The following is an 18,162-nucleotide window of genomic DNA, read 5'->3' as shown; positions in this document are numbered from 1 at the left end:
AGGCGAATCAAGCGCAAACGTTTCAATCTGCATTTCCTCTATGCCCGTAAATTATGCGGTATTTAAAGGGAACTCCTTAAGAAGCTGTATTTTCTGAGTAACAGCCTCCCCTAGTAATGAGAACCCGTTTAACCTAGAAGCACTTATATATCTAGCGATTAGGTTTATTTGTTCCCCGTCAATATTCCAATCACCTCCAGGCTCAGAGGCGGGGCATATAAGCAAAGGGATATAAGAAAGTTTGACCTGTACGGCCTGGCGTATAAATTCAACAGCAGTTTCTTCACCAATTAAAGTCTTTGCTAAGCATTTCGCTGATTGCGTCGCTGGACCAATGAATGGTCTGACAATGTTAAAGGTCTCCGCACAGTCACCTAATGCATAGATATTTGCATAATTCGTTCGAAGATATTCATCCGTAACAATTCCCCTACTTACCTCCAAACCTGCCGCTCGAGCAAGTTCAACATTAGGTGACAGCCCAACAGAAGAAATAATCATACCGGCTGTAATTGATGTTCCATTATTTAGATTTAGAGTAAGTACCTCTCCTTCATCTTCTACCGAGGAAACCTTGCACCCCATATGCCATTTAGCTTTATCACTTGGAAATGCTGCCATCACCTTGTTCCCAAGCTCTTTTGGCAACGCCTGGTTTAAAGGCCAATCACCAGCATCAATAACATCTACTTCATAACCGTTTGAGCAAAGGTCACTTGCAAACTCTACTCCTACGAAGCCTGCACCAATAATGGCTATGCGTTTCTCCTTAGGATCTAATTGTTCCAATTGTTCTCTAAATTTCTCGTAGTCAGATAACGAGTTAACAGAGATGCATCTTTCAGAATTTGTTAGTTTAAGATCAACGGGAGAAGCACCTGTTGCCAGGACCAATTGATCATAGTCGAGCTCTCTTTCGACGCCATCTGAATCCAAATAGAATAGGCACTTAGCTTCTTTCTCGATTCCCGTTACCTTTACTTCGCTCAGAATATTAATATTCTGTTCCTGCTCTAAAACAGACTTTCTCTTCATGACCAAGTCTGCGGGGCTTTTCTTCATAGAAATAGCTTTAGACAAATTGGGCTTGTAATACATATCGCCCGAATCTCGTGAAAGCAGAGTAATCGCAATATCTTTATTTAGTAAACGGAGCTCTCTTGAAAGGGTCAATCCAGCATGGCCAGAACCAACAATAACAATGTGTTTCACTTTCCAGTTCCTATTTAAGCAAGTAAAAATCAGATTTCGATGCCGAACACTCAGGACAAGTCCAATCATCTGGGATGTCTTCAAACCGCGTACCCGGCTCAATTCCTTCCTCTGGCATACCCAACTCTTCGTCGTAAATCATGTCACACGTAATACAACAATATTTCCTAAAATTTTCAGTGCTCATGACAGCCCCTCACTTAAGTTTAACTTCTTCAAAATCCGGCTTTTCTCGGACAAAACAGTCCGGGCAAGGAAAATCTTCCGGAATATCCTTCCACTTGGTTCCTGATGGATAACCTTCGTGTTCTGCACCTTTGTCTTCGTCGTAAATATAGCCACAATCTGGGCATTGATACTGAGCCATGTTTGCTCCTTTGTTTTCTTAAGTAATACTTTGTTTAAATGATGATTGAGTATGCGAGCACCAACACGGAAAATATCGCAATCAATCCATGAATAAACTGAAAAGTCAGTGGTATTTTCTTTCTCTTTAAAAGCACCCTAAATAAATAATAAGCTCCAACGACCACACTTGAGAGTAAAGCGGCAGCAATCCAGTTCCACTCGTTGAAGTGTCCCATTGAGCTAGATTCATAGAGGGCATACATCAAAAGAAATGCAGCTCCCACCGCTCCGGCACCGTGCGCGTTGATCATCCATCTTCTGACTGAATCCTTACGTGCACGTTTTTTCAGCATATATGCACCAAAACTAGCGACACCGATGAAAGCAAATAACGATACAGTGAACATAAGATAACCTTGTCTAATATCGAGCTAAAGGGCAGGAGAAAGACTGCTTAAGCAGCCTTCTTTTCAGGATTATGGTAGCGAGAGTAGAGCTCGTCCTTCTTGTCGGCATCAATATTAACTTTGTCCATATCTCCACCAGCCCAAGCAACTACTTTAGGGTCCATTATCGAAAACCAAACAGAAGGAATCATTGCGTATACAAACATCAATGGATAACCTGCAGGCAGATTAGGAACACCGTTATAATCACGCAAAACCTGATACGCACGAGTTGGGTGTGCATGGTGATCAGAGTGACGCTGCAAGTGCAACAAAATCAAATTTGAAACTTTTTGGTTAGCATTCCATGAGTGATGTGGCTGGCAACGCTCATAGCGACCTGTTTTTTCATTTTTCTGACGAAGCAGACCATAGTGCTCAATATAGTTTGCGCACGTAAGCTGCCAGTAACCGAAGCCCGCAACAATCAACAAGAAAGGAATCATAATGGGGCCGAAGTAAGCAAGTAGCAAAGAGTATAAGGCAATTGTCGCGATAGCTGGCTGAATAATTTCATTGCTGAAAGACCACTCAGATTTACCCATTCTCTTTAATCGAGCGGATTCCAGTTCCCAAGCTCGACGAAACGCCCCAGGAATTTCGCGCTTCACAAACTTGTAAAGTGACTCACCCATTCTTGAAGAAGCTGGATCTTCAGGTGTCGCTACATCTTTGTGATGACCTTTATTGTGCTCAATAAAGAAGTGCCCATAGCCAGAAAGAGCTAGCGCCATTTTGGCGAAGAATACTTGAACTCGATCATTGATCTTGTGCCCCATCTCATGGCCCAAGTTAACGCCAATACCTGCTACCAGTCCCGCGGACAACGCGCCGCCCAGAAAGCTAAACCAAGACCATTCATATTGAGAAACAGTGTATGCACAGGCAATCACTCCCGCCCAAAGTAATGGCACGGTCAGATACATAACTTTCTTGTAGTATTCTTCAGACTTAAGCTCTTCAACCATTTTGTCTGTTGGGTTCGCTTCATCGTCGCCAAAGTATTTGTCTAGCAAAGCTATTCCGAAGTACCAAAATACTATTGTCGCCCAAAGCCATAATCCATTGCCCGTAGTTACCGCTAAATAACATGAACTTATTGGGGCTAAAGGTAGAACAAGCGAAATAAGATACGCGTATTTTTTTAACGAAATCCAAGTGGTTATCTGCCCCTCTTCCTGAGAGCGTGGGATAGAAAGCATTGCTGCGGTTTCTTTTGACATATTTATTCCTCCGTATTTGTTAGAGGTATAATATTACTTGGAGGAGCTGGCGAGAGTTATGGCTGGAGGTGTCAAGTCATGGTCAATTTGTGTCTTTGATGAAAATTTTGAATAGAAATTAAACCAAAAAAAGGCGCTACATGAGCGCCTAAAAACCTGAATACACAAGTGCTTCAGCAGATGATTCTTCTATCACCTGTAAACTTACATCAAGAAAACCTTACTCCCCAGCATTTAGAATCAGGCTTGCAGCCTTTTCTGCTATAGCAATAGTCGGTGCGTTCGTGTTACCACTAATTAAGGTAGGCATAATAGATGCATCAATAACCCGGAGCCTTTCAACCCCACGAACCCTAAGTTCACTATCAACAACTGCCATATCATCATTCCCCATTTTGCAGGTCCCTACGGGATGATAAACCAAACCTAAACGATCCTTACATTTCTGTAGAATTGCCTCATCATCTATAACATCCGATCCAGGATGAAACTCATCGCCACGATGCTCAGAAAAGGCATCTTCCGCCAAGATTTTCCGCGCAGAACGAATACCATCAACCAATGTTTTTCTATCATCGGGATGACTGAGAAAATTAAAATTGATCTTCACTTTGTCTTCCGGGTTAGCTGATCTCAAACTAACAGCACCTCTACTTTTTGGCCTTAAAACACAGACATGCAAGGAATAACCATGTTGCGATAGCAAGCGCGCGTCACGACCACAATCATCAAACAACAAGGGAACAAAGTGCATTTGAATATCTGGCACCTGCACACCATCATTGGATTTAAGAAACGCCCCCGCTTGAGTAATAGAGTTTGCCAAATTACCCTTTTTAAACATCAAGTAACGCAAGGTATCGGGCAACATCCGTCCCAGTCCTCGAGGTGATAAAGAAAAGCCATCCTTTTTCTTACTCTTAACGAGAACACACGCATCGACGTGCTCTTGTAGATTTTTACCAACACCTGGCAAGTCATGAATTGTGCTAATACCGTGTTGTTTTAACTCTTCACTTTCACCTATTCCAGAAAGCATCAATAAATGAGGCGAATTGAAGCTGCCCCCACTCAACAATACTTCTTTGCGAGCCTTAACCACAAAATCTTGGCCTGCCTTGGTATAGGCTACACCCTCTGCCTTTTTCTCATCGAAAATCAGTCGTTGAACCAAGGCTTCACATTGAATGTTGAGATTGGGGCGATCTAATGCAGGCTTAAGATAAGACCTTGAAACACCACACCTTTGTCCATCTTTAATCGTAAACTGATAGTAACCTGCCCCTTCGAAATTAGGACCGTTAAAATCATTAGTGAGAGGATAACCCGCCTGTTCTGCGCCCTTGATAAAACAGTCATTCAATGGATAACTATTAACGGTATCAGAAACATATAATGGCCCCTGATCACCATGATACTCATCACCACCACGCTCGTTCGTTTCAGCTTTTTTAAAGAAGGGTAATAAATCACTGAACCCCCAACCTTCATTACCTAGTTCGCGCCAATGATCATAATCAGACTCATGCCCTCGAATATACACCATTGCATTGACTGCACTACTTCCGCCCAATGTTTTTCCTCTGGGACAGAATATAGGCTTACCTCCCCGAATATCATTTACTGGCTCCGTCTCATATCTCCAGTTATATTTTCGACTAAACATGAAGTAAGCAAACGCGCCGGGAATCTTAATCATAGAGCTTTTATCTTCGGGGCCAGCTTCAAGAACCAGCACCGTATTTTTCCCGTCTTCGCTTAAACGGTTTGCTAATACGCAGCCTGCTGAACCAGCCCCAACGATAATATAATCGTATATTAACTCTGGCATTTTCCCCTCCCATCAAAGACCCAATGCACTTTCTATCTAGAGAATACAAATGCTATTTGAAATTCTTGGATCCCAAAACGGCAGAGGGTTTCATTTCATAGTCTATAAGTGCCAAAAAAATCACATATGGCTTTGCTGCTCTCTAAATTGAGACGGTGAGCAACCAAACCACCTCTTAAAACTTCTTCCGAAGTTAGAAAGGTCTTCGTAACCAAGTTGGAGGGAGATGGATTCAATCTTTTGACTGGTATTTATTAGTAGATACTGGGCATGTCTTTTCTTAGCAGCTTCCATTAACTGCTTGAATGTAGTGTCCTCTTGCTTTAACTTCCTAATAAACGTGCTTTTAGACATATAAAGTGTCTTTGCTGCTTGCTCCAGTGACAGACCAAACTGAATACTAGACGATATCAATTCGTTAACTTTTTCGCTTAGGGATTGCTCATCAATTAAACGCGCCATTTCTAGTCTGCACTGTTGGGCGGCCATTTCAGAGGTGGCAGGGTCTGCAGAAACGCAGCGAATACTTTTCCAATGAAGGGGAATCTCGAATCTTAGTATTTCGTGACCATAACTAACTGTATTAGAAAGACATTCACTATAAAGAACAGACCAGGAAGGTTGTTCGAAAGGCATTTCGACCGTGATATCTTTTGCTTTTTTTCCGATCGCAAATTTAATTATGTTATACCCTAAGGTAGCTATTGTCTCGTATAATACAGTCCTTATTTCTCCCCATTCAACTGTAGGTTCTATACACAGGAAAATGCTTTCATCATCTTCTTCAAGTCTAAAGCGGAGTATCTGGGCTCGCACCTTATAATATTCACATAAAAACACTAAACTCTCTTCTAAATCCTTCATGTGAGACAGGCCGTAGCCAACGTGTCCGTGACTAGCAAGATTAATATTTTTCCCTACCTCTAGCCCCAAACTTTTTGGGCAACCGGAACTCCACAAAAATACAACCAGCTGTTTCAATGTAGACAAAGTAATGAAAGGGTTATTCCCATCATGATCTAATGTTCTCCAAAACGGTGCTAAATCGACTTTTTGCTCTTCCGCATAACGAACAAAATGATTGAAATAAGTTACAGACAGGAGGTTAGATTGCATAACACTTTTGACAGTAATTTTTATTAAATTCTATAATTCTAGTCATATTTCAGTCAAAAGCTACGAACAAACACAACCTAGCTTAAAGCAATGCTTAAAATCGACTAATCCAAGCCAATCTTTGGCGAATCATTATTAGTAAATAACAGCTTAAGTCAAAAATCAGGCCAAACCCTCAATCAACTTTTTGTGGTCGTTTACGATGTATTTCAACCAAATCTAAATGACCGCTTACTCATGAAAGCCGATAAACGTGAATTGTGTGAATCGTTGACATATCACACTCGCTTTCATACTCTAAACACGGCTTCTGGGGGCGGCGCTATACAGAGACAAGGCCTTACTAACTTTCGTCTCGCATTAAAACCGCCTTGTGCGGTTTTGCTGTTTATGGGGCTGGCTCACCCGATACTAAGCTTTTCTTGCTGAGTACCGATAAATAATTACGCACCATAACAATAAGAGCGTAGTGATATGCCAGTTATCAATATTTTGAACGACGCAGAAAGACTGTTGTTCGACACTCCTCCTAGATTTTCCAAGGAAGATCGTCAACGTTACTTCTCGATTCCATCTGAACTGAAATCAAGCATCACTCGAATTCATCCGATCGAAAGCAGAATTGGCTTTATTTTGCAGCTTGGTTACTTCAGATCTCGAGCTCGCTTTTTCAATTCTGCCCAATTTGGAAAGCGCGATATCAACCATGTGGCTAAAACTTTAAGCGTTGAACCCCCTACTTCATTGACTAGCTACGCTGGATCTTTAGTTACCAGGCATAGAATCAAGATTCTGGATTTCCTGAACTGGGAATCTTATGACAGTAGTATGACTGAAACTCTAGTAGGTTTAGCGCTGAATTTTGCTGCTCAAAAAGAACAACCAAAATTCATTTTCGACGCGCTTACAGATGCTTGCTGGAAACACCAAGTAGCCATTCCGAGCTTTAGTGAATTAAACACAATAATCACGGATGCTTTCAACGAGTCAGAGAAGAATCAAATTTCTAATCTTCGCAGGGCGATTAAACCGGCTCATTCAGAATTACTGGACTCCCTATTAACTCCCATAACTGCCGGAAGCAGAACAACTACCCCGCTAGCATCATATAAGAACATTGATCAGTCCATGCGGCCAAAAGATATTAAGCAAAACGTGAATAACATGATCGTTTTCAAAGATATGTTTGATCAGCTTGCAGATGTTTATGACGAATTAAATATAAATGACAAGGCGACTAGGTATTATGCTGAATGGGTACGCAAAGCCGATATTCAACAACTGACGCAATTTACAGATAAAGAAAATATTTATCTTCACCTGCTGGGGTTTGTTAAGCATCACTACTTCGCTCGGCAAGATAGTCTAGTAGACGCTTTGATGAAGTCGGTGACATCAACGTTGCACAAAGCTTCAAGCAAACAAGCTGAGCACGAACGATCTGTCAAAGAAGAACGAGACAAGGCAATTCACGAGTTAAGCAAATCTCATAAATCTATTTCAAAGCTAGCAAAAGAAATTATCTCAATTGTTGAAAGCGTATCTGCAACGCCCAACGAAAAATATCACAAGATAGAAGAGCTGGTTTTTGATTACCAAAAGAACGACGAAATTGATTATAGTTTGTTAGAAGATCTGGATAATCAGCTGAGAAAAGAAAGTAAAAATCATACGTACTATCAACTGCTCGAATCGCTTTCTTTAAGACTTCAACTTAAAGCGACCCCTATCGTACGTGCTCTCAATTTTGATAGTACCTCCAAGGCAAAGGATTTATTAGAAGCAGTAGATCACTTTCAAGAGTCAGAGGGCAATGTCGGCAAATCTCCACCTATTAAGTTTCTGTCAAAGCAAGATCGAGCTAATGTTGAGCGTAATGACTTTTCAATCCCTCTGTATAAGTGCCTGCTGTTTATCTATATCTCTAAAGCAATCAAATCCGGGGACTTAAATTTAGCCTACTCATATCGCTTCCGCAGCATTCAGGACTACATGATTGATAAAGAATATTGGGAGGCTCGAAAATACCAGATCTTGCGCGAGTGCAATCTACTTGAGTACATAGACGGAGAAGCATATTTAGCGGGCTTAAAATTGGGCCTTCACGAGAAATACAAGGTTGTTAATAAGCACTTAGCCGACGGGATAAATACCTCCCTCACTTTTAAAGATGGCCGAGTATCTAGAGTGAGCACGCCAAAAACTGACTTTCAAGAGGAATCATTTATTGCGGATGCCCTATCCCAGGATGGATATATTCCAATTCTCCAACTACTTAAAGAAGTAAACCAGGTATGCCAGTTCACTGCTGACTTTAAGCACCTGAGCCCTAAAAATGTAAAGATGAAACCAAAGGAAGAAACTCTAATGGCTGGTATTCTTGCAAAGGGCTGTAATATTGGCTTAGGCAAACTCGCGAGTATTTCCGCTGGTATACAGGAGCACACGCTGCACAACACAGTTAACTGGTTTTTCAGTTTAGAAAATATTAGAAAAGCTAATAACCGCATCGTAGATGCAATCCACAATTTAAAATTATCCAGTGCTTATCTAAAGGATCCGGAAGTTCTCCACTCATCGAGTGATGGTAGAAAGGTAAACGTCGATGTAGATTGCTTGCACGCGAATCATTCCTACAAATATTTCGGCAAAGACAAGGGCGTCACAATTTATACATTCATTGATGAAAAGCAGTCGTTATTCCACAACTCTGTCTTCAGCGCTTCCGATCGTGAGGCACCATACGTCATTGATGGTTTACTCCAAAATGAAGTGACGGATCTTAGGCAAGTACATTCAACCGATACACATGGTTATACAGAGCAGATATTCGCTGTGTCGCACTTTCTAGGGATAGCGTTTGCACCAAGACTTGCCAACATCGGGAACCAGCAAATATATAGCTTTTCTGCGCGAAAAACTTTTTACGACAAAGGATATCGTCTACTTCCAAGTCGTCCTGTCAGCAAAAATCAAATACTTGATCACTGGGATGATATCTTAAGATTTATTGCAACGATTAAGATGAAGCAAGCTACTGCCTCACAGCTGTTTAAACGATTAAGCTCATACTCTAAGGAGCACCCCTTGTATCGAGCACTTAAAGAGTTTGGAAGGGTTATTAAATCACAGTTCATTCTGACTTATTTCGATGACGAAGATCTAAGACAACAAATACAAAAGCAACTCAATAGAGTCGAGCTTTCGAATAGATTCTCTCGAGCGGTATTCTTTGACAACGACCAAGCCTTTCAAGAAGGTGTTCTAGCAGACCAGGAAGTTGCTACGGCGTGCAAGCTGCTTCTCCAGAACTCAATCATACTCTGGAACTATTTATATTTATCCGACCTTGTAGCTGACACGTCAGACCCTGACGATAGAAGAGATCTCATTGAATCAATAAGTCAGGGCTCAGTGATAACATGGAAGCACGTTAATTTACGTGGCGAATACGATTTCAGAAGGAAGGCATCTAATGATGCTCGTTTTGATATGGATAAAATTAGATCTATCAAGCTATAAAAACCTAGAGATATTTTCTTTATATAACAGCACGTTATGGACAAAAATGTAAAATCTGCTCCCTATATTGTTGGGGAGCCAAGGTAGGTTGTTATCTCTGCATCAAGATTTTATACAGCTCTGGTGCCAGAGCCTTTTGCATCGCTTTCCGATCTTTCAGGGTCGCCTTGGTAAACGTCTTCAACATAACTCGGTGACTTGTAGAAAATCTTAAGATCCCGATATTTTGCGACGTCTTTGAACATCTGAAAAAATTCATCAAGGTTCAGCCGAAGCGGATTTAACGTTTTTGGTTGGCGACTAGTTAGTCCGTATTCAATCTTGCCGACATCACGCTCGTCGACAAAGGTTCCAAATAATCGGTCCCATATGATAAATACACCGCCAAAATTGGTATCAATTTGGTCTGGCTTGCAACCGTGATGCACGCGATGATGTGAAGGTGTATTAAAGACTTTTTCCAATATACCCAAGCGGCCAATTGTTTCTGTGTGCAAGAAAAACTGATAAGCAAGGCTTGCCTCGATCGCAATTAATGCCCAATTCTTATCAAATCCTATCAGCGCTAACGGAATCCACCAGAGCACCCAGCCGAAATTTAAATCCATTAGAAAGTTCTGACGCAACGCAGTCGAGAAATTCATAATCTTAGAAGAATGATGCGTAACATGAATGGCCCACAACCAGCGAACTTTGTGCATCAAATAGTGATAAACGTAAAAGAAAAAGTCTGTAGCGATAATCAGAAACACGATGCTTACTACGCCAACTTCAGCTTCGTATTGAAATCCATACTGTCTGACATACTCATAGAAGTACTGAATAAATAACGCTATAGCGATTCCGTCAACAATCTTATACATACCACCGGTACTAATATTTGCGACGGTTTCTTTTAGATTATAGGCTTCTGGCCGCCCTTTTTTTCGCCAATATACAGCCTCGGCAATAATAATCGATACGAATAAAACTCCAAAAATGACGATAAAACCTATTGCATGCATTACATCTTCCAAAGGGTTTTCCTCCTACGTTGCTCCGCCCAATGTAAGCGAGATCCAATAGAGCTTGAGCCGAGATTAGCGTGTTTAATTGCTATCTACTTTACGTTTCTGCTCAAAGGTGTAATTGCCATTCTGCCGTTATTTTTTGACAATCTCCGCCAAAAGTAACAGGGTTATAGGATCAATAGTATGTGTAGAGCGCTTAAAAAATGTTGAATGACCTATTCATTACACGCGATGTCGTGGGCTTATTAGCCCATTATTTAGAGTGTCATCAACTCGATTATCCTCGCTATCGAGAGAAGTTAGCCCACTACGCGAGTAAACAACACATGTCCTACGAACAGTGGTGGGAATTGCTAGAAGAGTTACAGGCGCTCAGCGGCGTTCAGGCACTGGGCCTTGAGGTGGGTAAATGCGTCAAAGTTGAGCACTGTGGCGTACTGGGCTATCTATTTCGTACTAGTCGCAATGTAGGAGAAGCACTCTCCTGCTTTAAGCGTTTTCAAGGTATGTTATATGCGGGCAGCCAGGCTCAGATTGCGCAGGTAGACTCTGATACCGTAAGCCTGATTTGGGAGCCAGATTTTGGCTATTCGAGCCAACTCTCGGACGAGCTTCTGCTCGCCGCCATCGTTGGCATCATAAGAGAGATCATCCACCCCTCCCCGCTCTGTTTGTTACAAGTGGATTTCACACAAGCACTCTCAGATAGCAACTCGGAAATATACGCCTCTTTTTTTGGATGCAAGGTCAAGCAACACCAACCAAAACTCGCGCTGAGCTTTGCATTTAATGATCTAAATAAGGTGATTCCGCATGAAGACCAGACGCTTCACGCAATACTTGGCAAGCAAGCAGAGGCGATCTTAAATTCGCTACCAGAAAGTGATCTCTTCTTAGTAGAGCTTCGCGACACGCTCATTCGTTGTTTGCACGAAGGGGTCTCTGATGCGGCTAGTGTGGCTACTCAAATGCATTTATCCGAACGGACGTTACACAGAAGACTTAAATCCAAAGACCGCATATTTAGAGATGTGTTGAAAGACATCCGCAAATCAATGGCCATTACGTATTTGAACGATGACAAACTTACGTTAACAGAGGTTGCCTTGCTCTTAGGTTACAGCGAGCAAAGCGCGTTTTCTCGGGCATTTCGGCAATGGCATGGCTGCTCGCCGTTGAAATATAAGCAGGCTCAATGAGCTCGATCGTAGTTAGCTTTAGAGATGCAGATTTGTATACGCAGGCCAAAAGATTTACTAGTCCATCGTTTCGGTTAACACCAAATAGCGGACCTTTTTCGCTAGTGAATCAACTGAGAGCCGTTTCTACAAAGCAGACATCATGAACGCCTCAAACACCGGCGCAGCGTAGCTGCGTCCAGGTGTTTTGACTTGTTAGCTTATTCAACCAGAACAAAGTTAGGCAGGATAGTTTCCGGCGTTTGCGCTACGAATTCTTTACTTGGCGAATATGCTCGAAAATAAACAAACCAGCCTTCACCGAGATTGGTCTGTACCCAGTTGGCTGCGGCAACACCTTCTGGCTTCTCCGGTGCAAAGTGGAACACATAATTCCCATCTTCATTCTTCTGAGTGCCTGCGATGTTTGAACCTACATCGGCACGCTTCATTTTGTTATTGATAATGGCGCGGTTTTCAATGTTATAAACCGTTACAGTCCAGAATGTTTCGGCATAGTTTACGTCTCCTCTAACAGTGAGGGTGTAGTGCTTTCCGCCATCAAGACCTTTCCCATTTTCATCGCGGTAATTGTCTAGATAAACCTGACCCCAACCTCCGTTTGCCATACCATGCATGGCAATATCATTGGTGACTGCCTCATAAAACCATGCTGCGCGACCATCCAGATCCATGCCGTAGGCTCGGTTCTGATCTGGAGTGGATGCAGTGGCAATTTCCCAGCGGTTATTTTCCGGACCATATTCTGATTGATCAAGGCGGCCGGTTTTACTGAAGTCGATATTTTTGGCCATGATTTCACCAACAACAATAGCTTCTTCGAGTAAGGCTTTCTGCCGCTCGCTAGGGTTGAACGGCTTATCTTTCTCAATACCTAAAGGTCGCAGCATGTCATGCATCATGCGATCACGTTCATGCACAGGTTCACTCTGGATAGCCTCATTCAATATACTCCAGAACGCCATGCCACGTGGCTGCTTACCATCTACTCCAAGCTCAGGACGGTTGATGCCCTTGTCACTGAGCGGTTTGCCATCAAGGCCAGTGATGGTCAGGTCATCTAGGTCTTGAGCTCGTTGCTTCGCAGATTTCGCCATCAAACGGACGCCGAAAAAGACATAGTTGCTATTAGATTCAACAACCTTTACACCTTCTGGAAGACTAGTAGGTGTTTCGGAACCCTCTGGGATAATGAGGTACTGACCGGGTTCGGTCATTTGTGACAAGCCAATCTGCCACACATTATGTACGGCTCCGCGCACTTCGTTGGTTGGAATGGTAATCATGGTAGGTTGCTTCGAGACGTCAAAGAAAGAAATGACATATGGCGTGCTGGTATTGTAGGTCAGGCCACCAAGTTTGGAATCATAACTTTCAAAGTAGTGAATCTGGCCGTCTTCTCCGCCCATATCATATAAAGACTGTTTCCAGGCATAAAAGCTGGTCATCGGTACGGACCAGATATAGGCCTGGCATGCACGCTGGAAGTCAATCGCATCAAATATCTTGTTGCGACTCTGCTCTGTTGGCACGCCCACCAAATAGTTATTTTCGAAGGTAAGTTCACCTATGCGAGTATCGAGTATTTGATATTCTCTATCCTGATGAGACAGGTTTTTGTTTTCTGTGGTAATAGATTTATCGACACTCTTGTCTTCGTTATCACTACACGCAGTGAGGAATAAAAGCGCACTTAATAGTGGAATTGTAAGTCTAATGTTCATAAACGGTTCCTTTGTGATTAATAGCTAACAGTGTGATTGATGGAACCGCTGGCCCATCAAACACTTTGTATGGGCATAGGCAAATTATTTAGCTGTGACCTTCCCATCCGGTTGTGCCATAAATGCATTTGCGTCAGGCTCATATGCCCTCAATACTATATTCCAAGGCTTAGGCGCCTGGAGATAAAGCGCAGCACCTTCTAGACATTCAGTTGGTCCAACCGTGACCTCAATGCGTTCTGAACTATCACTTTTTACCGTGTTGTATTCGTCGGTCATTAGGAACATGTCCTTGCCGTAGATTGTGAGGCTAAAAAAACCATTTGCGTCAGTATTTACTGGCGGCGCATCAACGGTCACCGTGCTGCACTCAATTGATTCAGGCCCGGGGATAAGCTTGTATGCAGCTCGCTCTGGGCCGCTCAACCCCCAACCGCCCGCAGTAATCAGAGTATACTTCTCCCAGTCCGTGATTTGATCAACAGACTCAACCATGCCACCAGTACTATCAATAGGGGTTTTTGCGAACTCATTTTTCAACGCAGTACGTGTGGCCAAGAGCTTATCCAGGTCATAGTCCGGGATAGGGTTGGCGCTCGCCGCGTCAACGCTTAACTCATCGGCAATGACCTTGACCTGCGCCTCCGCGTCCGCCTTACCATCAACACCGATACGAACCAGGATTCCCACATGGTCATCAAATTGTCCCGCCGGGAACTCGTACACGCCCCCCTTATTTAGGTGGACTGGTGTTGTATGGGTATTCAGGTTAATTATTTGCGCCGTAACCAAACGTGTGTCATCAATGGGAAGGTTTAGAGTGAAGCCCCCCGTGGTGTCGACTGCAGCAGCCGTGTACAACACATTCACATTGGGTGTAGTGAGAATTTGGTTGTCGACGCTCGCGATAGTGGGAGTGTTGAAAGTGTTGAGCCCATTTTTCTTCACCAGGTTGGCTGCGAAATCTAACCCTTCGGCCCTGATGAACTCCTCGGCGGTCATCCCCGTATTCTCAGGGCGAGTACCCCAATTGGTGGTGTCCACTGCGGCCACATTCGTAGCCTGATGCTGATCGGCGGAGACACTTTGAAAACCGACTAACACCGCAGTGAATATAGTTAGTAAAGCTATTGATACCTTCATTTATAATTCTCCCAAAACGTTGTTGATGTTTAATGATATCCTGATTGGTTGCGCCTCATAACGCCCGAAGCCCGACTGCATGCGATTGTTATGTGCATATTTCGAACGTTCATTTTAACTGATTATATATTGCCTCAAAGGCGGCCATGCGCGGCCTATTGCTTTTGCGAGCTGCATTAGATGCGCTAGGTGTGGAGGAAAGTGTTGCAAATCAACACTTGTTAATTTGCAGTTAAAAGTGACCCACCTTTTGCATCTAATTTTGACCCGCCTAAGGAGCCAGATTATGGTCTGATTTCCAGTTTATTTGCTACTCCTATCGTCGTTGTTTAGCGGATTGTTTGTATCGGTAACTTTCGTTACCTGTTTCTATGATATGACAGTGATGAGTCAGTCGATCGAGCAACGCTGTTGTCAGTTTGGCATCGCCAGAAACCTTGCTCCATTCCGAGAACGCAGCACCTTTAAGAAGCACTCTGGAGGTGCTTATCGCGCCGCACAGCGTAAAGGCCCCGCAGTTTTTAATGAGGTCACGGCACACATGCCAAACCCACGTCCTAAACACTGGAAACATGTCGGCAAATCAACAGTGGTCAATGAGGTTAAAAAGCTGAAAGAGGATGGCTGCAAAACGCGATCAGCGCTCTATCGTAACAGCCAAAGCCTATATCACCGCGTTAATACCCTAGGACTGTTGGACGACCTACTCCCTAGCAAAACGAGTCAAACGCGCTCCAACAATGAGCTACTCGAGGCCGCAAAACGCTATCAAAGCGCTGAAGAATTGCGTAACAAAAACCCGCACCTCTGCAAGCTGCTAAGCAAGCGCGGACTTCTTAAAGAAGCCTTCATGAAAAAATAGTCTGTTCGCTTACTGAGAGCAACCGGTTAGAAACTCAGGCTAACCGGTTGTTCTTTTGCTGTATGAGTTGGGCAATTTTGAGGCATAGCAGGATGAAAATCCGGTGTGTCATCGCTATTTCCTGCAACTATTGCTCTCCAATAAGCCGCGCGACAAACTTAATAACTTCTGATTCCCAAGGCACGTTACTTTCGAACTTCCGTGCCACCGGATGTGTCCGCTTCTCTCACAAAGGCAATGAGAATCTAGAGACTCAAAATGTCCGCTATGGTGTGTTTGCTGACTGGATGACATAATGAATATTGCTAGCGATGAGCACCATTGTTTTCACGGAACTCAAACGCCCTCTTACGCCCTATGACCCGTAATCCAAAACCGATTCGTTCAACAATTTACCCACTGCTAGGAGCTAAAAATAAGCCCTAGGACGTTTGGAACGCTAGCTTGAGCGGCGATTAATTGTTCCTAATCAAGATCGAAACGATCTCGGTGGGCAGTGAAGATAAAAGCGCATATGTCTCTTCCCAAACGGGCACTTGTTATCGCTTCGTTTTAACGAGCACCTTGAGCGATGAACGCACAACGTTTGTAGGCATCATACGAACGTTTCATTGCCGCTTGATTCACCGCGATGTTGTTCTGAGCGTTGTTCTTCCGAGACTTCTTTTCGAGCGACCCACCAAACATATACGCTAGGCGTAAACCAAAGCGAAAGAATGACAGAAAACCCAACCCCGCCCGCTATCACAACGGCTAAAGGCGGCCAGAACCCACCACCGACAAATAGTATTAAGGGTATAAAGCCCGCTATGGTCGTCAGCGTGGTACTTAGAATGTGCCGAGCGCATGATACGGTCGCTTCAACAATAGCCTGTTTATCACCTGCGCGAGCATTATCGTTCGCCTGTAAGGATGCCAAGACCACAATCGATCCGTTTATCGCTACCCCAATAAGACCAGTCACGCCAAGCAAGGGATTGAACCCCAAGGGGTAACCACTAATCCAAAGTGATAGAAAGCCAAAGCCAGCGGAAAGCATGGCAACCATTCCAATTACAGCTGCCAGACGAAAGCTACGAAACGCGAGAACCAGAGAGGTAATCATTAACAATGCAAGGACCGGAAGGTGCGCAGCTAGCGATGCGTTGGCGCGCGCGCTCTCTTCGGCATCGCCGCCAACGGTCCAGTAGTAGCCCTCAGGTAAGCTCCATGCGCCAGCATCTATTGCTTGAACAACCGCGTTGGTCGCGTCGATTGGCGTGACGTGCTGGGATAAATATGCATGTACGGTGTTTACGCGCTGGCCATTTCGGCGCGTAACCGATGCGGCTTCGGGCTCTAATTCAAACGAGCCGAAAGACGCTGCTGGCGCCCACTCTCCATTTGGGAGGATGACCGGGAAAGCCTGCAATTGCTCTAACGACGTTCGTTGATTGTTGCCATAACTCACCCGAACGGGTAGCTCAACAACGCCCTCTAAGACACTTCCGGCTTGCACACCTTCGTAGGCATTTTGCAGCTGGCTAGCGACCGAGCTAAGACGTAACCCTACCTCTGCGAGCGCTTGTTCATCGGCGTTAAACCAGATCTTCGGCGAGCCTGCTTGAATCGTACCCTGCGTATGAAGGACGCCTTTCTGCTCGGCGATAATGCCACGTAGTTGCTCCCCTAATTCCCTCAACTTGTTTGTTTCGGGGCCGAAAATTCGAAACTCAAGTGGCGCCTCCACAGGAGGGCCCTGAGCAAACGCTTTTGCAACAATCTGGACATTCGGAAATGCCTCACTAAGCGACAACTGGAGCTCGTCAATCAAACGTTGAGAGTCCTTAGAGCTTATCGTTTTGACCACAACCTCTGCGTAGTACGCTTGATTGCTGTTATTCATAATTTGGTTGTAGTAAAAGGCAGGAATACTGTCGCCTATTGACCAAACCGTTTTTTCAACGCCCTCTATTGCAAGCATTTCTTGGTCAATCTTTGACACAAGGCGATATGCGCCATCGACACTAGTGTTGCGCTCAAACCAAACGCGCATTTCAAACATATCTCTATCCGCAGCTGGAAAAAACACCTTAGGCAAGCTGCCAACCAACGCAAAACCGCTTACGCTAAGAGCCAGCGAAACCACCACTGCAATCCAAGGCTTGTGCAGACTGTTTAACAGAAAATTTCGATACGCCTCGCCATGGGCAGGGCTATAAATCCCTTGCTGCCACCAACGATTATCGTCTCGCCCGCCGTACTTTTTCTCCAGCCAAGCACAAATCGATGGTATGACGGTCATTGAGAGGATAAAGGAGAAGATGAGCGCCAAAATCACACTCACCGATATTGAGCCAATAAAGTCTCCGGAGTTTCCTTCGAGTAACAGAATAGGCATAAAGGCGAGGATTGTGGTCACGGTTGACGCCAGCAGCGGCATAAACAAGTGCTTTAGTGCGCCTTCGACGGACGCTGAAGCCGATAAGCCTTGACGCATGCGCTCGCGCACTTCGTCGGTCATTACAATGGCATTATCAATCAGCA

The 18,162-nt window shown here is 44.0% G+C and carries 14 protein-coding genes and 1 pseudogene; 3 read left to right on the top strand and 12 right to left on the bottom strand.

Annotated features, from left to right (window positions below):
- Positions 1-51: 51 nt before the first annotated feature.
- The 7 genes from A3751_RS00210 to A3751_RS00180 all read right to left on the bottom strand — a co-directional run bounded on the left by A3751_RS00210 (position 52) and on the right by A3751_RS00180 (position 6,176).
- Positions 52-1,212, bottom strand: coding sequence for an NAD(P)/FAD-dependent oxidoreductase (locus A3751_RS00210; RefSeq protein ID WP_068450857.1), 1,161 nt, complete (start codon positions 1,210-1,212; stop codon positions 52-54).
- Between the two features lie 10 nt (positions 1,213-1,222).
- Positions 1,223-1,399: a rubredoxin gene (locus A3751_RS00205; RefSeq protein ID WP_068450854.1), complete on the bottom strand. Its 177-nt coding sequence runs from the start codon at positions 1,397-1,399 to the stop codon at positions 1,223-1,225.
- A gap of 9 nt (positions 1,400-1,408) precedes the next feature.
- Positions 1,409-1,579 carry a rubredoxin gene (locus A3751_RS00200; RefSeq protein WP_068450844.1) on the bottom strand — a complete coding sequence of 57 codons (171 nt, stop codon included), beginning with the start codon at positions 1,577-1,579 and terminating at the stop codon, positions 1,409-1,411.
- 34 nt (positions 1,580-1,613) lie between these two features.
- Positions 1,614-1,967: a hypothetical protein gene (locus A3751_RS00195; RefSeq protein ID WP_068450841.1), complete on the bottom strand. Its 354-nt coding sequence runs from the start codon at positions 1,965-1,967 to the stop codon at positions 1,614-1,616.
- Between the two features lie 47 nt (positions 1,968-2,014).
- Positions 2,015-3,229: an alkane 1-monooxygenase gene (locus A3751_RS00190; protein WP_231871879.1), complete on the bottom strand. Its 1,215-nt coding sequence runs from the start codon at positions 3,227-3,229 to the stop codon at positions 2,015-2,017.
- Positions 3,230-3,449: 220 nt separating this feature from the next.
- Positions 3,450-5,060 carry a GMC family oxidoreductase gene (locus A3751_RS00185; RefSeq protein ID WP_068450838.1) on the bottom strand — a complete coding sequence of 537 codons (1,611 nt, stop codon included), beginning with the start codon at positions 5,058-5,060 and terminating at the stop codon, positions 3,450-3,452.
- Between the two features lie 120 nt (positions 5,061-5,180).
- Positions 5,181-6,176 carry an AraC family transcriptional regulator gene (locus A3751_RS00180; protein WP_068450835.1) on the bottom strand — a complete coding sequence of 332 codons (996 nt, stop codon included), beginning with the start codon at positions 6,174-6,176 and terminating at the stop codon, positions 5,181-5,183.
- A 474-nt stretch (positions 6,177-6,650) separates the two neighbouring features.
- Here A3751_RS00180 and A3751_RS00175 point away from each other — a divergent pair, with 474 nt between their 5' ends.
- Positions 6,651-9,698 carry a Tn3 family transposase gene (locus tag A3751_RS00175; protein WP_068450832.1) on the top strand — a complete coding sequence of 1,016 codons (3,048 nt, stop codon included), beginning with the start codon at positions 6,651-6,653 and terminating at the stop codon, positions 9,696-9,698.
- 110 nt (positions 9,699-9,808) lie between these two features.
- On the opposite strand, the gene A3751_RS00170 is transcribed toward A3751_RS00175, so the two are convergent.
- The gene (locus A3751_RS00170; protein WP_231871880.1) at positions 9,809-10,702 is read right to left on the bottom strand and encodes a sterol desaturase family protein; all 894 of its coding nucleotides are present in this window, start codon (positions 10,700-10,702) and stop codon (positions 9,809-9,811) included.
- Positions 10,703-10,911: 209 nt separating this feature from the next.
- Between A3751_RS00170 and A3751_RS00165 the strand changes: the two genes are divergently transcribed.
- A complete protein-coding gene (locus A3751_RS00165; RefSeq protein WP_068450824.1) occupies positions 10,912-11,907 on the top strand; it encodes an AraC family transcriptional regulator in 996 nt (331 codons plus the stop codon).
- Positions 11,908-12,107: 200 nt separating this feature from the next.
- Here A3751_RS00165 and A3751_RS00160 read toward each other — a convergent pair whose 3' ends face one another.
- From A3751_RS00160 to A3751_RS22345, 3 genes and pseudogenes are all read right to left on the bottom strand, one after another.
- Entirely contained in the window at positions 12,108-13,631 is a 1,524-nt protein-coding gene (locus A3751_RS00160; RefSeq protein ID WP_082862962.1) for a DUF1214 domain-containing protein, read from the bottom strand.
- A gap of 84 nt (positions 13,632-13,715) precedes the next feature.
- Positions 13,716-14,774, bottom strand: coding sequence for a hypothetical protein (locus tag A3751_RS00155; protein WP_068450821.1), 1,059 nt, complete (start codon positions 14,772-14,774; stop codon positions 13,716-13,718).
- Positions 14,775-15,090: 316 nt separating this feature from the next.
- Positions 15,091-15,231: pseudogene (locus A3751_RS22345) on the bottom strand (ATP-binding protein); the annotation flags it as partial.
- 84 nt (positions 15,232-15,315) lie between these two features.
- Between A3751_RS22345 and A3751_RS21610 the strand changes: the two are divergent.
- A complete protein-coding gene (locus A3751_RS21610; protein ID WP_197466054.1) occupies positions 15,316-15,636 on the top strand; it encodes a hypothetical protein in 321 nt (106 codons plus the stop codon).
- Positions 15,637-16,231: 595 nt separating this feature from the next.
- On the opposite strand, the gene A3751_RS00145 is transcribed toward A3751_RS21610, so the two are convergent.
- On the bottom strand, positions 16,232-18,162 hold a 1,931-nt coding region (locus A3751_RS00145), incomplete at its 5' end, for an efflux RND transporter permease subunit (protein ID WP_197466053.1).

It is taken from the genome of Oleiphilus sp. HI0080 (assembly GCF_001635135.1).
The sequence above is the reverse complement of the archived record's forward strand: the minus strand, read 5'-3'. Positions and strand labels throughout refer to the sequence as shown.

What these genes read in the sequence shown, in the direction of transcription:
- A3751_RS00205 (WP_068450854.1), bottom strand. Translation starts at nt 1,399, where the DNA reads ATGAGCACTGAAAATTTTAGGAAATATTGTTGTATTACGTGTGACATG.
- A3751_RS00200 (WP_068450844.1), bottom strand. Translation starts at nt 1,579, where the DNA reads ATGGCTCAGTATCAATGCCCAGATTGTGGCTATATTTACGACGAAGAC.
- A3751_RS00195 (WP_068450841.1), bottom strand. Translation starts at nt 1,967, where the DNA reads ATGTTCACTGTATCGTTATTTGCTTTCATCGGTGTCGCTAGTTTTGGT.
- A3751_RS00190 (WP_231871879.1), bottom strand. Translation starts at nt 3,229, where the DNA reads ATGTCAAAAGAAACCGCAGCAATGCTTTCTATCCCACGCTCTCAGGAA.
- A3751_RS00185 (WP_068450838.1), bottom strand. Translation starts at nt 5,060, where the DNA reads ATGCCAGAGTTAATATACGATTATATTATCGTTGGGGCTGGTTCAGCA.
- A3751_RS00180 (WP_068450835.1), bottom strand. Translation starts at nt 6,176, where the DNA reads ATGCAATCTAACCTCCTGTCTGTAACTTATTTCAATCATTTTGTTCGT.
- A3751_RS00175 (WP_068450832.1), top strand. Translation starts at nt 6,651, where the DNA reads ATGCCAGTTATCAATATTTTGAACGACGCAGAAAGACTGTTGTTCGAC.
- A3751_RS00170 (WP_231871880.1), bottom strand. Translation starts at nt 10,702, where the DNA reads ATGCATGCAATAGGTTTTATCGTCATTTTTGGAGTTTTATTCGTATCG.
- A3751_RS00165 (WP_068450824.1), top strand. Translation starts at nt 10,912, where the DNA reads ATGTTGAATGACCTATTCATTACACGCGATGTCGTGGGCTTATTAGCC.
- A3751_RS00160 (WP_082862962.1), bottom strand. Translation starts at nt 13,631, where the DNA reads ATGAACATTAGACTTACAATTCCACTATTAAGTGCGCTTTTATTCCTC.
- A3751_RS00155 (WP_068450821.1), bottom strand. Translation starts at nt 14,774, where the DNA reads ATGAAGGTATCAATAGCTTTACTAACTATATTCACTGCGGTGTTAGTC.
- A3751_RS21610 (WP_197466054.1), top strand. Translation starts at nt 15,316, where the DNA reads ATGCCAAACCCACGTCCTAAACACTGGAAACATGTCGGCAAATCAACA.